Here is a 16,823-nt window from a genome sequence, read left to right as displayed (position 1 = left end):
ATCCCGCAAAAATGATTAAAAATGAGTAAAAATCCGTTCAGCGTGCAAGCTAGTAGGCAGGAGAGTGATTCCTGTGCATCTGAGAAAATTGATTTACCCTTTGTGCCTCTTGCTGGCGCTGACGGTGGTTTTCTATGAGCATCACACGGTAACGGCGGTAAATGCCAAAGAAAGCAGTCAGTCACCGAGGCTTATTGTTCCGCTGATCAACGCGAATAATGAAGAGATGGGCGAAGCAGTACTGACCGAAACCCCGCGCGGCGTCCGGATTGCGCTCCGGGCGGAAGGCCTGAAACCAGGGATTCATGCGATCCATTTTCATGAAAGCGGCGTATGTACTCCGCCTGATTTTATGACATCGGGCGCACACTTCAATCCGGAACAGAAAAAGCATGGATTGAACAGTCCATATGGCCCGCATGCCGGGGATATGGCCAATATCTTTGTCGACCGGCATGGGAACGTCGATACTGTGCTCTTTAACCCGCGCGTGACGTTGGTTAAGGGGCAGGTCAATTCCCTCAGGGATGCGGACGGATCAGCGCTGATCATTCATGAATACGGAGATGATCAGCACACGGATCCGGCAGGAAATTCCGGGAAAAGAATATTGTGCGGCGTGATCCGCTGAAAAAAGAGCTGTTTTGATGCCTGGTTTAACAAGCTGCAGGAACAGCTTTTTTTACAGACTGACCCGTGGCCTATTCAGCCAGAAGGGAGAGTCCTCCGTCGACAGTGATCGTCTGGCCGCGGATCATGAATGCCGCCGGTGTACAGAGAAAATAGACCGCTTCGGCGATATCTTCCGGACGGACGATCCGGCCTGCCGGATTGTGCCTGGCGGCCTGCTCAAGTAATTCCTCCCGGTTCGGGAAGTGCTTCAGCGCGTCCGTATCGACGGCACCGCCGGAAACGGTATTGACCGTAACATGCATCGGTGCAAGCGCGACAGCCAGGTAACGGGTGATCGCCTCAACCGCGGCTTTGGAAACACCGACAACGACGTAATTTGGAAGTGCCCGGACGGCGCCGAGACTGGATAGGGCGACGATATGGCCTCCGCCGTTTTTCTCCATTCGCCGGGCCGCTTCCTGAGCGGCAAACAAATAAGCACGGGCATTAATATCCATTGTCCAGTCCCAGTGTTTCTGCTGAATCTCCATTAATGGACGTTGCACACCGGATGCGGCATTATTGACCAGCACATCCAGCCGTCCGTATGTTTCATCAACCGTCTGGAAAAGCCGGCTGATCTGTTCCGGTTCGCCGACGTTTGCCTTGACGGTGGTCACCGCAACGTGATATTTTTCTTCGATAGCCTGTTTAGCCGCTTCGGCGTTGGTCGCTTTGCGTGCATAATTTAAAATAAGATCATAACCGTTTGCGGCGAATTTATCGGCGATCGCCCGGCCGATGCCGCGGGTGCCCCCTGTAATCAGGGCTACTTTATGATCCATGGTCACATCTCCCTCTTAAGTAAACAGCAAAAGCCGGCCGGATCGCACGACCTCAGACCAGATCGATCTGCTTATCCTTTTTCAAACCGATTGTTGCTTTTGCCTGCTTTCATTTTTATCGTGTACAGCTAGTATAGCAAATAATGGCTCCGGCTCCTACTCAGTGGGACATGGCCCGTCCCTTTCACGGTGCGCCAATTTAAAGCAGCGGAGATAGGAACTTTTTTTGATTTGGGGTATGATAAATGAAGTATTGACTTTGGCATGATCACGAAGGGAAGGTCAAGCGAATGATTCTTGTCTACCTGAGCCTGGCGCTTATCGTTGCTGCCCTGATCGGCTTTTCGGTGTCGTTTCTGCGTACTGCGAAACGAATGAGCGGAACACTTGAGCGAATCTCAGTCACGGGTGAAAAAATCCGCCGGCAGTCTGAAAGAATTAATGATGAAAAAAATTTACTGACACAGAATTTTTCATCGCTGCAGATGGATTTTTTTCATAAAAAGGAAAAAGTTCAGAATGCCGCAAAATCGGCTCAGCAAGTGGTCCATACGGTACAGGGCAACATCCATAAATCGATCACCGTCATCAGGGCAGAGAAATCGTGAGGGAACTTCAATCCCTCACGATTTCTCCGGTTAGGGGCGGCTTTCCTTAAAGACTGGGGTTACCTGGATGGCCACATTACCATAAACAGCCTTGGCGATCATGCAGTCTTTTTCCGCCTGTCTGACGGCATCGTTCAACTGCTGACGGAGCTGTTGTGTCAGCGGTCCGGACACGGTGATTACCGGATAATGGTTCACCTGATTGAAATGAAGGCCGTTCCGATTGGTGACTGTCCCTTCGGAATGGATGGACATCGTGCTGTAAGCGATCTTTTCCTTGTCCAGCCGAATGCCGAGGGTCATCATAAAGCAGGAGGACAGCGCACTGAGCAGGAGTTCATCAGGATTTGCCCCGGTTCCCGAACCGTTCATCGCCCGGTCGACGGAAATCACTGAGTCGACATGTTCCGTCCGGATCCAGCCTTCCCCACCCCACGATCCGTGCCATTGCCCGTCCGCTTTGAATAAATAGTCTGTCATTCACGGCACCTCCGCCTTGCTTCTTTTGATTCAATTATACGGAAGGCGTCGCCGGACAACAATCGTGACGTCCTGCACCCGCTGATTCACCGATGGCCGGCCATGTACTCCTCTCCCGGCCTGAATCTTTTAATCGTCTGATTACCGGTGAACGGGCATACACTCTATAGGGACAGACTTTTCGTAATGACTTCCTTCCTGTCTGATCAGGTACTGTGTAAAATAATGTCAGCTTATCGGAGCCGTTGAGATGATCGAGAGGGTGGACAGATCATGAACGAGAACAAAAGACGTTTTCTATCCATATGGCTATGGGTCGCACTTACCGGTCTGCTGCTTTTTATCATTCTCGTGCTGGCGATCAGGCTGCCGCAGGTGTTATCACTGGACCGCGGGCTGATTCGTCTGCTTGATCCGCTGCGATCCGCGCCGCTCACTGCCTGGTTCGTGTGGCTGACCGATTTTGGGGCAACAAAGGCACTAACATGGCTCCTTACCGCGTCGGTGCTGTTCCTGCTGATTCGGAAGCGGCTGATTGCCCCGATCGTGCTTCTTGCGGCATTTTTTTCTGAACGACAGCTTAACGAACTGCTCAAAATGTGGGTGCAGCGGGACCGGCCGGACTTTCCCCATCTGGTGTATGCCGGCGGGTACAGTTTTCCAAGCGGGCATGCCATGAATGCCATGACGGTTTACGGACTTCTGATTGTGCTGATTGCCCCGCTGATTCCGGTTAAATGGCTGAAAATCATCTGGATTGCTGCCTGTCTGATGATGATCGCACTCATCGGATTCAGCCGTCCTTTTCTCCGGGTCCATTATTTTACAGACATTCTCGCCGGGTACAGTATGGGCGGTGTTGTTGTCGCACTGTCCGCGATGATGATCATACTTATTGATCAACGGCACCGGAGCCGCTAAGATAAAGACAGAGAAGTTATCCGTCATGCCTGTGAACGCTCGGTACGGATGATGCTCAGATCCGGAGGTGGCGCATATGCCAAAATGCAATGTCGGTTTGCAAATCCTGCCTTTTTCCAGGGACAAGGATACTTATGGCCTGGTGGACAAGGCAATTGAGGAGATTCAGAAATCCGGTGTGACCTATGAGGTCGATGCCCTGGAAACAGTCCTTGAAGGAGAACTTGACGAACTGCTTGACGTCGTGAAGAAGACGGTCTATGCGACGGTCAGTGCCGGTGCGGATGAAGTTGCCGCGGAAGTGAAGATTCATTTTCGTCCTCAGGGGACATCGATTCAGGAAAAAGTCGGAAAATACCGTCAATCGTAAACAAAGTCGCTACATAATGCTGATGATGAAGGAGAAATGGACGCTTCTTACCATTCCTTCTTTTTTAGCTTGCAAAAGAACATATGTTCCTGTACTTTATTAGTTCGGGACACAGACAAGATGATTTTTCAACCGCAAATTTACGGTATAATTAAGAAAAGATTTTGAAAGATGTCATTTCAGGGGGCTTCGTGAGATGTCGGTACGATTTATTCTTGGACGACCGGGTACGGGTAAGACCACCCTGTGTATGAAAGAAATCAGAAAACAATTGTCTGATAATCCGTCCGGGACACCCTTGGTTTATCTTGTTCCGGAGCATATGACGTTCAGCATGGAATATGCTTTTGCGGCTGCGCCGGGGTTCAGCGGCATGACGCGGCTGAACGTGTACAGCATTCCGCGTCTGGCCCTGCGCGTGCTGCAGCGCACAGGCGGAGCCACGCGGATTCATCTGAACAATGTCGGGCTGTCGATGATGCTTCAGAGAATCATTTCCGGAAACAGTGAAAAGCTGCATTTGTTTCGCAAAGCCTCGGCGCAGACCGGATTTTATGACTTGCTTGGGCAGACGCTTGCCGAAATGAAAAGTTACTGTCTCACGCCCGGGCAGCTTGCTGATCAGTCGGAGGCTCTGGAGAAGGAACAGTCACCGGAAAGGATGCTCTTAAGGGATAAGCTTCATGATCTGGCGATCGTTTATGAAGCTCTGGAGAAGGAATTGGAAGGAAAGTATGTCGACAATACGGATTATCTGATCCTGATGGCCCGGAAGATACCGGAAACAAATTTTCTGAAGCAGGCGGAACTGTGGATTGACGGCTTTCAGACCATGACCCCTGAAGAGCAGGTCGTCGTGGGTCAGCTGATGGCCGTGTGCCGGCGTACAACCATCGTGCTGGGAACGGATCAGGCGTACGACCGGCCGCCGGATGAATTCTCCGTATTCCGTCACCCCGCTTTGCTCTATATGAAATTTCGTGAAATGGCTGCCGCACAGCAGCTGGCTATGGAACCGCCGGTGATTCTGCGAGACGTCGTCCGGGCGAAAACGCCGGCTCTGAAAAGACTGAATCTGCTCTCCGGGAATTTTACCAGGCCAGTCGCTGAAAAAGCCGACGGGCTGATTCTGACTGAAGCCGTCAACCGGCGTGAAGAAGTCGAGCAGGCGGCACGGAATCTGATCGCACTCGTCAGAGACCGGCATCTCCGTTTTCGGGAGATCACCGTGCTGGTTCGTGATCTTGACGATTATCATGACCTGATTGAAACGGTTTTCGCGGATTATGGGATTCCGATATTTATCGACCGGAAGCGGCCGATGAAGCAGCATCCTTTGATTGAGCTGATCCGTTCAGCTCTGGAGACGGTACAGAAAAACTGGCAGTATGACTCGGTTTTCCGCTGCATCAAAACGGATCTTCTGATTCCGGAAGGCGCGGTTCTGCAAGACGCGCGCGAATCGCTGAGCCAGCTGGAGAACTATGTGATGGCCTATGGCATCTTCGGCGAGAAGAAATGGACCGATCCGGAACCGTGGACGTACCGCGTCTATCGAGGACTTCAGGAATCAGAAAAAGAAGTGACCCACGAAGAGCTGAAGGCGCAGCAGGAGATTAATCACTGGCGCGCGATCGTAGCGCGTCCGATCAGCCGAATGGAAAAACAGATCCGTGCAGCAGCGGATGTCCAAGGCAAATGTAAAGCGGTCTATGACTTTCTGGTTGCCTGCGCCGTGCCGGAAAAACTTGAGCAGATGGCGGCAATGTCGGCCCGCGCCGACCGGCTTTCGGAAGCGAAAGAGCACAGTCAGGTCTGGAAAGCAGTGCTTGATCTGCTCGACCAGTGTGTCGAAGGTGCGGGAGATGAACCGATCAGCGACCGTCTGTTTACCGAGATTATGGATACAGGGCTTGATCAGCTGGAATTTGCCCTTGTACCTCCGGCGCTGGACCAGGTTCTGATCGGCAGTATGGACCGTATGCGTTCAACCAATCCGAAGGCCGTCTTTCTTCTTGGGGTGAACGAAGGCGTCATCCCGGCCAAACCATCGGATCACGGGCTGCTGACCGGTGAGGATCGTGAACAGCTCGAACGTCAGGGCCTGCAGTCGGGTGATGATGAGCACAGCCAGATGGCTCTGGAAAAAGAACTGGCCTACCGGGCACTGACACTGCCTGAAGAATGGCTGTATCTTTCCTATCCGCTTGCTTCCGAAGGCGGAGAAAATCTGAAGCCGTCCCCGCTGATCGGGAGAATGCGGCGGACATTCTCCGATCTTCATGTCCGGCTCGCTCTGACTGAACCCCGCTCATTAGCAGAACCGGAGCAGCTTGGTTTTGTCAATGCCCCCCGGAAGACACTCGGTTATCTGACGTCCCAGATCCGTGACTGGCGCAGGGGCTATAAGATTGCCGATCTCTGGTGGGATATATACAACTGGTTTACCGCACATGCGGAATGGAAGCCATTTGCCCGGCGTACGCTTTCCGGACTGTTTGCAACAAATGAGGAATATCTGAGTACAGAGACGGCGCATCAGCTCTACGGGGATACCCTGCTTGCCAGTGTTTCCCGTATGGAACTGTACAGTGCCTGTCCGTTCTCACAGTTTGCCTCGTATGGACTGAAGCTGCAGGAGCGGGACATCTTCCAGCTGGCCGCCCCGGATATCGGACAGCTCTTTCATCTGGCGATAAAGAAGATGACCGAATCGCTGATGAAGCATCACCGGCGCTGGCGGGATCTGTCACCGGAAGCCTGCGACGAACTGGCTGAGAAAACCGTGGATACGCTGGCGCCGCACCTTCAGCGCCGGATCCTGTCCAGTTCAGGCCGGTACCGATATCTGCAGCACAAACTGGAGCAGGTCGTTGCCCGCGTGGCACGGGTCATGCAGCGCCAGGACGAGACGAGCGGTTTTACACCGGTCAGTCTGGAATTGCCCTTTGGACCGGGACAGCCGCTCCCTCCGCTGAACTTTACGCTTAAGAACGGCTGCAAAATGGAAATTGTCGGACGGATTGACCGGGTCGACCGGGCTGAGGATCCGGACCGGAGGGTTTTCCTGCGGGTTATCGACTACAAATCCGGACTTAAGGACTTAAATCTGAACGATGTCTATTACGGACTTGCCCTGCAGATGCTGACCTATCTGGATGTCGTGCTGACGCACTCGAATCGCTGGCTTGGCGTGCAGGCACATCCGGCAGGCGTCCTGTATTTTCATGTTCATAATCCTTCGCTTGCCTTAAACGGCAAAGTCCCCACGGATGAAGCTGAAAATGACCTTTACAAAAGTTTTAAAATGAAGGGCCTTCTTCTGGAGGATCAGCAGGCACTGGCGCTGACCGACGAGCTGGCGCCGGGGACGCGTTCACAGGTTGCGCCTTTCGGCATTAAGAAAGACGGCAGCTTTACGAAGAGTTCCTCACTGGCTACCCCTGAGCAGTTTCAGGCGCTTCAGGTGCATACGAAAAAGGTTATTGCCGACATCGGTGAGAAAATCACCGAGGGCGACGTACGCATTGCTCCCTTTAAGTTCAGAGACCGCATTCCCTGCGCGTTCTGCCCATACCGGTCGTTCTGCCAGTTTGACCGGTCTCAGCCCGGTAATGATTTCCGGGAGCTGAAGAAAATTTCCGACGATCAAATATTGCAGAAACTGACTGAAAAGGAGGAGGACAAGCATGGCCATGAAGAAACCTGAGGGCAGTCAATGGACGGATGAACAGTGGCAGGCGATCACCGAAGAAGGGCATGATCTGCTTGTTGCCGCCGCCGCCGGATCCGGGAAAACAGCCGTGCTGGTTGAACGGATTATCCGGAAGATCCTCAGTCCGGACCACCGTACCGGTATTGACGATCTGCTTGTGGTGACTTTTACGAACGCTGCCGCAGCCGAGATGAGAGAGCGGATCGGCCGCGCGCTCGATCAGCAGATAATCGCTCACCCGGACGACCCGTACCTGCGAACGCAGCAGACGCTGCTCAGTAAAGCAGCGATCATGACGCTGCATGCATTCTGCCTGTCGGTAATCAAGAAAAATTATTACACGCTTGACATCGATCCGGGTTTCCGTCTTTTGGATGAAACTGAAGCAGGGCTTTTGCGTGAAGAAGTTCTGGACGACGTGCTCGAAAACCATTATTCTGCAGGCGATGCCGATTTTTATAAGCTGGTTGATCAATATTCCGGGGATCGCAGTGATGAACTGATCCGGAGTCTGGTACTCAGAATCTATACTTTTTCAATGAGCGATCCCTGGCCGAATCAATGGCTCGGCAGTCTTCCCGCGGCCTATCAGCAGGATGAAGGGAAGTCGATCGACGACTTTTCATGGACCCGCGAATTGAAAAAAGCCTTCTTTATAAATCTTACCGGGACTGCTGAAGCGCTGCGGGGTGCGCTTGCCTTATGCAAGGCACCCGGGGGTCCGGAAGTTTACGCAGAGACGCTGAGCGGGGATCTTGACCGGATCACTCATCTGCTCACTCTGAAGAAAGCCGGCTGGGAGAATCTTCGCGCGGCAGTTTCGGCGGTTACTTTTCCAAAACTCCGCGCGGCCTCAGGGAAAAATATCGATAGAACCATTCGGGATCAAGTCAGAAAGACGAGAGATCAGGTGAAGAAGGTCATTTCCGGGTATCAGCAGGACTGGTTTGCCCGGAATTCAGACGAACTTCTTCAGGATGTGCGTGATATGGCGCCTTCGGTCAGCCTGCTGGTTCAGCTGGTCAGGGAATTTACCCGGCAATTCAGTACAGAAAAACGGAGCAGAGGGGTACTCGACTTCTCCGATCTGGAACACGAATGCCTGAGCGTCCTTCGCGCTGAAGATGCCGCGCCGGATCATGAAAAGCCGTCAGCTGTTGCCCTGCAGTACCAGAAACGCTTTGCGGAAGTGCTGGTTGACGAATATCAGGATACAAACCGGGTTCAGGAGGCCATTCTGAAACTGGTCAAAAAAGGCGGTACAGAAGGCAACCTGTTCATGGTCGGCGATGTCAAACAGAGCATCTACGGTTTCCGGCTCGCCGAACCGGGGCTGTTCCGGGTAAAATACAAAGCTTTTTCTGCGACAGGGAGCAGCGGTGCGAAGATTGACCTGTCCAGCAATTTCCGAAGCCGCCGGGAGATCATTGACGGAACCAATTTTCTCTTCCGCCAGACGATGGATGAATCGTCAGGCGGCGTGAACTACGATCAGGCGGCCGAGCTTAAGTTCGGCGCGTCTTATCCTGACGGCGACCGGCCTGTTGATCTCGAACTGATCGACCGGTCTCAGGAAGGCCGGGATCAGGACGCCGGGGAAGACAGCGACAGTGGCGACAATAATGCGACGGAACTTGAGGCGGCCGCGGTCAGTGACCGAATCAAGGCGATGATCGGCGACGGCAAGCACCCTGCCTTTCAGGTTTGTGATCGCAAGAGCCACCAGATGCGGCCGCTGCAATACCGGGATATTGCGATCCTGATGCGCTCGGCGACGACCTCCGCTGCAGTGATGAAGGACGTTCTGAGCAGCCATGGGATCCCTGCCTATGCAGAGCTGACGAAAGGCTATTTTGACACGGTGGAAGTGTCGGTCATGCTGTCCGTTCTGCAGATCATCGACAATTCGTTTCAGGATATTCCGCTGGCCTCGGTACTGCGTTCGCCAATTGTCGGATTGAACGGGGACGAGCTTGCCCGGATCCGGATTTCCCGTGAACAGGTCCCCTATTTTGCGGCATTGAAAGCTTACGCAGCAACAAATAAGGATGAGCTTAGCGGAAAACTTTCAAGGTTTCTGACCCGGCTGGAGGCATGGCAGGACTTTTCCAAAACACATTCCGTATCCGCACTGGTCTGGCAGATCTACCGGGACACCGGTTATTACGATTACGCCGGCGGACTTTTCGGCGGCACGCAGCGGCAGGCGAATCTGAAGGCTTTCTATGACCGGGCCCGGTTATATGAAAAGACTTCGTTCCGCGGACTTTTCCGATTTCTCAGGTTTATCAGCAGAATGCGGGAAACAGGCGGCGATCTGGGTGAAGCCCGGGCACTGAGTGAACAGGAAGACGTCGTGCGCATCATGACGATTCATAAAAGTAAAGGTCTTGAATTTCCGGTTGTCTTCCTGACCGGTATCGACCGAAAGTTCAACCGGAAAGACCTTTCCGGACCGGTACTGCTGCATAAGACACTCGGATTCGGAACGCGCTGGATCGATCCGGATGAGCGCATCAGTGTGCCGACACTCCCGTATTTGGCGATCCAGGAGCAGCTTTCAGCGGATGCTGTTGCGGAGGAAATGCGTATTCTCTATGTCGCTGTGACGCGGGCACGCGAGAAGCTGATTCTTGTCGGCGCAGTCAAAGACCCTGAGAAGAAGGCAAGGCGATGGGCATCTGCGCTTGATGACCGTGCCTGGCTGCTTCCCGATGATCTGCGGCGTACGGCAGCCACTTTTCTGGACTGGATCGGTCCGTGTCTTGTGCGTCATCGCCAGTCGGCGGTGCTTCAGGACTTATGCGGCCGATCGCCGGACCGGACAGCGATTTCCCGCGACCCGTCTGAATGGAATGTGACGCTGATCCCGGCAACAGATCTGGAGATCCGCCCGGCCGTACATCTGGAAGCAGAGAACGACCGGCTGAACCGGATGAAGCAATGGCGGGCGGTAGTCTCCCATTCAGGCATGCAGGACGAGATCCGCAGAAGGCTGGAATGGAAGGATCCGCACCGAAGAGCTGCTCAATATATGGCAAAACAGACGGTCACGGAGATTAAATCCCAGCAGGACTATTTCAGCGAAGGGCTGGACGACCGGCTGATGACCGATCGGCTGCCGGCAATCGGCGGAGACCGGCCGCGCTTTTTACAGGAAGGCACGTTGTCGCCGACGGAGCGCGGGACAGCTCTGCATATCCTGATGCAGCATCTTGATCTGATTCACGCGCAGACCGCGGAGAATGTGCGCAGGCAAGGCAAGGACCTGGTCGCTAAAGAAATTCTGACGGCGGAACAGGAAGCCAGTCTGGACTATCAGGCGGTTCTTGACTTTTTATCCACGGATGTCGGCAGGAAAATGAAAGAAGCGGCACGCGTCCTTCGCGAATGTCCGTTCAGCCTCACACTTCCTGCTGGAGAAGTGTACCCGGACTGGGGGAAGAACAGTCCGGATGCCGAGGAAAAAGTTTTGATTCAAGGGGTCATCGACTGCATTATTGAAGATGGGGACGGACTGATACTGCTTGATTATAAAACAGACAGGGTCACCGGAAGATTTCCGGAACCGGGAGCTGCCGAGTCAGAATTAAAAAAACGCTATCAGCTGCAGCTGGGCCTTTACCGGCTGGCTGTGGAAAAGATCTGGAAGCGGCCGGTTACCCTGCTTGGACTTTACGCTTTCGACGGCGGCTTTTTTGTCGATCTTACCGCCTATAAAGGCGTGTTCAGCTGATCCGGACCGTGACGGTACCATGATGCACCGCAGTGAGTGAGCATCTGCAGCGGAAACAGCCCTCAGGAAAAATAACCTGATTGTTCATTTTCTGTTCATTTAAACTGGTTATGATCAATTAAGAAGCTGAAAATAAGACCTGCGACTTAGCGAGATTAATTCTGAGGCTTGATCAACCAGGGTCATCGGTGAGGTACTATAGATTGTGCCCGCAGAGTGCGGCCGGTCTTTTCACATAGGACGAAAAAAATAACTTGGAGTGGATCCATTGCGAAAAATCATCTCTTTTTCCATGAAGAATAAGCTTGCCGTCTGGCTACTCACCCTTGTCGTCATTGTCGGCGGTATTTACGCGGGCACACACATGAAAATGGAGACCATGCCGAATTTCTCCATCCCGGTTGTCAGCGTCTCGACGCTGTATCCCGGGGCAACCCCGGATGAGGTCGACAGCAGTATTACACAACCGGTTGAGCAAAAGCTGCGGACGATGCCGGGTGTGCAGAATGTCAGTTCCACATCGTCCAGCGGCACTTCTTCAGTTGTTGTTGAGTACGGATACAATCAGGATATGAATCAGGCAGTTAATGACATCAAACAGGCTGTTGACCAGCTGACTCTGCCTGATCAGGCCGAAAAGCCGAATGTGATGCGCATCAGTATGGACGCCATGCCGGTTTATGCGGTCAGTGTGACTGCCGGGAATGAATCTCCGGAAACGCTCAGTGACCGTGTGAAGAATAACCTGCTTCCGGCGATTCAGGGCGTCGGCGGTGTGTCTTCTGTCACCCTCTCGGGTCAGCAGGTGCAAAGCATTCAGATTGCCTTCAAGGACGCATCGTTAAAGAAATATGGCCTTGATTCGAACACCGTCGTAAATCTGATAAAAGGGTATAATGTTTCGACACCACTGGGACTTTATACGATTGATAAAAGCCAGAAATCGGTGGTTGTCAACGGCAATATCCGGTCGGTGAATGATTTGAAGAATCTGCGAATCCCGTATACACCGACTTCCGGTGCCGCCCTGCAGAACGGCACCGGACAAACGGCGGCATCCGGAAGCTCCAGTGCGGCCCAGTCTTCGGGGATGTCCGGCCTGCAGCAGTCGGCAGCCGGTCAGGGAATGAGTCAGAGTTCAGGCACAACGGCACAGACTGCCGGACAGAGCCGGAACCAGGCATCTCAGGCTCAGTCGCAGCAGTTGCCGACCGTGAAACTGTCTGAACTTGCCAGGGTAACATTGCAGAAGCAGGCTGAGTCGATCTCACGCACCAATGGCAAGCCGTCGATCGGCCTGTCGGTGGTCAAGGGACAGGACGCAAATACGGTCGATGTCGTTAACGGCGTGAAACAGAAAGTCAGTCAGTTTAAAAAAGACTATCCGGGAATTGAAGCCGTATCGATGTACGATCAGGGTCAGCCAATCACTCAGTCTGTCGCCACAATGGTTGAAAAAGCGATCTTCGGTGCCCTGTTTGCGATGCTCGTGATCCTGCTGTTCCTGAGAAACATCCGGACGACGCTGATTTCGGTCATCTCGATTCCTCTCTCACTGCTCATCGCGCTTCTCGTACTGAAACAGCTGAACGTCACACTCAACATCATGACGCTCGGCGCCATGACCATTGCAATCGGCCGTGTTGTCGATGATTCAATCGTTGTTATTGAAAACATTTACCGGCGCATGTCCCTGTCTGATGAAAAACTGAAGGGGATGGAACTGATTCGTGAGGCGACTCATGAGATGTTTATCCCGATTATGTCTTCAACGATCGTCACGATTGCTGTATTCCTGCCGATGGCGATGGTCACCGGTGTTGTCGGACAGATCTTCCTGCCGTTCGCACTGACGATTGTCTTTTCTCTGCTTGCTTCGCTCCTGGTGGCCATCACGCTCGTTCCGATGCTGGCCGACAGTCTGTTCAAAAGGGGCCTGAAGAAGAAGACACGCAGCGAAGCCAATCCGGGCGGTCTGGCTGTCTTTTACAGAAAAGTACTGAACGGCGCACTGAATCATAAATTGATCGTCTTCAGCTCGGCAGTCATCATTCTGATTGCCAGTCTGTTTCTGGTTCCTCAGATTGGGGCCAGTTTCCTCCCGGAGGATCAGCAGAAGGAACTGATTCTCACCTATAATCCGGATCCGGGACAGACTGTCGGCGATACGAAAAAAGTTGCACTGAAGGCGGAAAAGTATCTTGAATCCGATAAAAATATGGCGAAGATGGAATACTCGATCGGGGGTGCGGATACTTCGGCAATGTTCCAGTCGGCAGACAATCAGGCCTTGTTCTTTGTTTCCTATAAGGACGATACGCCGAATTTCAGCCAGGTGCAGCAGGACAAATTAAAAGGTCTTAATAAGCTGACCAGTCAGGGAAAATGGAAAATTCAGGATTTTGGTTCCGGGAGCGGCAGCACGAACACACTCACTTTGTATGTTTACGGCGATTCAATGAAACAGCTTCATAAAGCTGCCGGCAATGTCCTGAATCTGGTGCAGCAGGACAAGAACTATTCCGAAGCGGATTCGAGCCTGTCGAAAGCCTACGATCAATACACCATTACTGCCGACCAGAAGAAACTGGGCCAGAATGGGATCACTGCCGGTCAGATTGCCCAGACGCTGATGGCGTCCAGCAATATGTCAAATACCCGGGCGCTGACGACGATCAGGCGAAGCGGCGGCGACCTGAATGTCTATCTGAAAGCGCCCAGTGATTCAAGTATTTCGAAAATCGGTGACCTAACCGGCAAGACGATCACTTCGCCGACTGGAAGACAGGTAAGGATCAGCGACCTGGCGACAGTGAACAAGGGACAGTCCCCGCAGTCGGTGACAAAGCGCAACGGCAAACTTTATGCCCAGATTACGGCAAAAGTCATGGCCAAGAATGTTTCCGGAGCTACCGCGGATCTGCAGAAACGGATCGATAAGCTGAATTTACCTGCCGGGACGAGTGTCTCCTTCTCCGGGGTCACGCAGCAGATGAATGATTCCTTCAGTCAGCTCGGATTTGCCATGCTGGCGGCCGTGATTATCGTGTACTTCGTGCTTGTGGTCACCTTCGGAGGCGGTCTGGCACCGTTTGCGATTTTCTTCTCACTCCCGTTTGCGATCATCGGCAGCCTGATTGCCCTTCTGATCAGCGGGGATACGATCAGTGTATCATCGATGATCGGTGCCCTGATGCTGATTGGTATCGTGATCACGAATGCGGTCGTTCTGATTGACCGAGTCATTCATAAGGAAAAAGCGGGGCTGGACACACGTGAGGCACTGCTCGAAGCCGCAGGTACCCGAATCCGGCCGATACTGATGACCGCCATCGCTACCATCTGCGCGCTGATTCCGCTGGCAATTGGTATGGAAGGAAGCGGCGGTCTGATTTCAAAGGGCCTTGCAGTGACGGTTATTGGCGGGATCACCAGTTCAACACTACTGACGCTGGTCATCGTACCGATCGTTTATGAGACTTTGATGAAACTGAAGCGAAAACTAACCCGCCGAAAAGCGAATACGGAAGTATAAATAGCAATAGACGGGTTTCAGAGACATACCGTTTTCAGAGATAAACCGTTCCCGGAGGAAGTGCTTCCGGGAGCGGTTTATCTGTATTTGGATAAAAAGGGCAGAGTTATTTGCAAAAGTGCCCCTGACCCGCCATAATAAAGTAACCTAATGGTAATTAATGCTCAGAAAAAATGAGGGAGCTCCGTATGTCTTTTTACAGGGACGTCAAAGTACTCATTATTGTTGTTCTCGGGGCAGTGCTCAATGCTTTGTCGCTGAACTTGTTTTTAATACCTGCGAATGTTCTCTCCGGAGGGGTTACCGGTATCGCTCAGCTGATTTCGTTGCTTCTTGGTCCGACGTCGGTGCATATCAGTACAGGCATTCTGCTTCTGCTCCTGAATATACCGGTGGCCTATGCCGGATGGATTAAGGTCGGCCATCGCTTTACTCTGTACAGTCTGATCAGCGTGCTGGTAACTACTTTTTTCATGTCACTGATTCCTGTCCATCCGATCACAGAGGACATACTGCTGAACGCGGTCTTCGGCGGGGTTGTTCAGGCTACCGGCGTCGGTCTGACACTGAAATTCGGCGCGTCGACCGGCGGCATGGACATTATTGCCATGATCCTGTCACAGGCCAAAGACCGGCCGATCGGCGGGTATATGTTTGCACTTAACGCAGTGATCATTATTTCCGCAGGTTTTCTGTTCGGATGGCGCCGGGCTTTGTATACTTTGCTTCAGCTTTATGTCAGCATCCGTGTCATTGACGCCATTCATACACGTTACGTTAAACTGACGGCATGGATCGTCACGAATAAAGCTGAAGAAGTGCAGCAGGCAATTTATTCGCGGCTTAATCGCGGGATCACAAAACTGCCGGCAAAAGGCGGCTATACCAACAAAGACAAAGAAGTTCTGATGATCGTGATTACCCGCTATGAACTTTATGATTTGAAGCAGGTCATCACCGAGACGGATCCTGCAGCTTTTACCAACGTCGTTGCCACAAATGCTGTTTTCGGCCTGTTCAGGAAGGAAAAAGCAATCTGAACGCACGAACAACAGCAACGAACAAAACAGACCGTCCCTCTCACTCAGTCGGGAGAGAGGCGGTCTGTTGTCACATTCAGCGCGTCCGGAGGTTAATTACCGTTTTTGGCCAGTTTCTGTTTTGCCTGTTCATTATGATAATAACGGAGCACACGGCTGGCATACTCCGGATCACCGTAACTGTGCCAGCCAAGTTCTGCTGCTTTTTGCCGGGAAAAAGACCGGATCAGTTTCGGCGTCATTTTTCCGCCATGGCGTTCGACAAAGTCGGAAAATCCGAGACCAAAATTATAGCTTTGCAGGGCAAGCGGAACGTTCCCATGAGCCCGTCTCAATGCCTTTTTAAAATAGAGTGCCCCCTGTCTGATACTTTCTTCAGGGGTGCGGATCGTATCTTTAGTCAGGCCGCGGCTTTCTGAAGCCTGCATAATATCTGCTGATTTTCCCTTCGACTCCTGCATCGCAATGGCCATCAGCAGATCGGTGTCGCTTTTGATTCCGTTTGCTTCCGCGTATTTTTCAAATACCGGCCGGTATTGCTCGACTTCCTGACTGATGATTCGATGATCATTCAGCAGCGGAATACGGGCAGCCTGCGGACTGAACAGACTTGAAATGACAAATAATATCAAGTAGGAAAATCCGACAACGAGGAGCAGGGAAAGCGTTATCCGTACTAACTTTTTCATCCGATCGCATCCACTGCTCCTTCCCGTGCAGATCTTTTTAATGCCGGGAAAGCTGGCTTCACCCAATCCATTACTCCGGCATCTCTATATATGGTTCACCTTTGCGGATCCTTTTTTGTCCGTCCCGTAACAATCGTCCGGTCATTTGATCGGGAGTAAGGTGGGAATGCCTCTGCTGCTCACACGCCCAGAACGGATGCATAAGATAACAGGAGTATACAGAAATTGAGGGAATGGTTCTGTTCCAATAGAATGTCGGTCGTTCGGTTTTC

At 52.4% G+C, this 16,823-nt stretch carries 11 protein-coding genes; 8 read left to right on the top strand and 3 right to left on the bottom strand.

The window, feature by feature from the left end; translation table 11 throughout:
* The first annotated feature begins 73 nt into the window (after window positions 1–73).
* Window positions 74–631, top strand: coding sequence for a superoxide dismutase family protein (locus D889_RS0101535; RefSeq protein WP_010631344.1), 558 nt, complete (start codon window positions 74–76; stop codon window positions 629–631).
* Window positions 632–701: 70 nt separating this feature from the next.
* Here the strand turns inward: D889_RS0101535 and fabL are convergent, their stop codons facing one another.
* Entirely contained in the window at window positions 702–1,457 is a 756-nt protein-coding gene (gene fabL, locus D889_RS0101530) for an enoyl-[acyl-carrier-protein] reductase FabL (RefSeq protein WP_010631343.1), read from the bottom strand.
* Window positions 1,458–1,747: 290 nt separating this feature from the next.
* On the opposite strand from fabL, the gene D889_RS0101525 reads away from it, so the two are divergent.
* On the top strand, window positions 1,748–2,065 hold the full coding sequence (locus tag D889_RS0101525) for a hypothetical protein (protein ID WP_010631342.1): 318 nt from the start codon (window positions 1,748–1,750) through the stop codon (window positions 2,063–2,065).
* A gap of 30 nt (window positions 2,066–2,095) precedes the next feature.
* On the opposite strand, the gene D889_RS0101520 is transcribed toward D889_RS0101525, so the two are convergent.
* On the bottom strand, window positions 2,096–2,545 hold the full coding sequence (locus tag D889_RS0101520; RefSeq protein WP_010631341.1) for an OsmC family protein: 450 nt from the start codon (window positions 2,543–2,545) through the stop codon (window positions 2,096–2,098).
* A 273-nt stretch (window positions 2,546–2,818) separates the two neighbouring features.
* Here D889_RS0101520 and D889_RS0101515 point away from each other — a divergent pair, with 273 nt between their 5' ends.
* The 6 genes from D889_RS0101515 (at window position 2,819) to D889_RS0101490 (ending at window position 15,862) form a co-directional block, all read left to right on the top strand.
* Window positions 2,819–3,466, top strand: a complete 648-nt coding sequence (locus D889_RS0101515) for a phosphatase PAP2 family protein (protein ID WP_010631340.1) — start codon at window positions 2,819–2,821, stop codon at window positions 3,464–3,466.
* Between the two features lie 76 nt (window positions 3,467–3,542).
* Window positions 3,543–3,836 (top strand): thiamine-binding protein, encoded by a 294-nt coding sequence (locus tag D889_RS0101510; protein ID WP_010631339.1) that lies wholly within the window; start codon window positions 3,543–3,545, stop codon window positions 3,834–3,836.
* 196 nt (window positions 3,837–4,032) lie between these two features.
* Complete coding sequence (addB, locus tag D889_RS0101505; RefSeq protein ID WP_010631338.1) at window positions 4,033–7,545, top strand: helicase-exonuclease AddAB subunit AddB; 3,513 nt, start codon at window positions 4,033–4,035, stop codon at window positions 7,543–7,545.
* Window positions 7,526–11,287 (top strand): helicase-exonuclease AddAB subunit AddA, encoded by a 3,762-nt coding sequence (gene addA / locus D889_RS0101500; protein WP_010631337.1) that lies wholly within the window; start codon window positions 7,526–7,528, stop codon window positions 11,285–11,287. Before addB ends, addA begins: the two co-directional genes overlap by 20 nt.
* Before the next feature lie 268 nt (window positions 11,288–11,555).
* Entirely contained in the window at window positions 11,556–14,822 is a 3,267-nt protein-coding gene (locus D889_RS0101495; RefSeq protein WP_010631336.1) for an efflux RND transporter permease subunit, read from the top strand.
* Window positions 14,823–15,010: 188 nt separating this feature from the next.
* Entirely contained in the window at window positions 15,011–15,862 is an 852-nt protein-coding gene (locus tag D889_RS0101490; RefSeq protein WP_010631335.1) for a YitT family protein, read from the top strand.
* A gap of 92 nt (window positions 15,863–15,954) precedes the next feature.
* Here D889_RS0101490 and D889_RS0101485 read toward each other — a convergent pair whose 3' ends face one another.
* A complete protein-coding gene (locus D889_RS0101485) occupies window positions 15,955–16,551 on the bottom strand; it encodes a lysozyme family protein (RefSeq protein ID WP_238537595.1) in 597 nt (198 codons plus the stop codon).
* Between the last annotated feature and the right edge of the window lie 272 nt (window positions 16,552–16,823).

The sequence above is a fragment of the Sporolactobacillus vineae DSM 21990 = SL153 genome (assembly GCF_000377985.1).
GTDB classification, from domain to species: domain Bacteria; phylum Bacillota; class Bacilli; order Bacillales; family Sporolactobacillaceae; genus Sporolactobacillus; species Sporolactobacillus vineae.
This window is presented reverse-complemented; position numbering and strand designations above follow the sequence as displayed.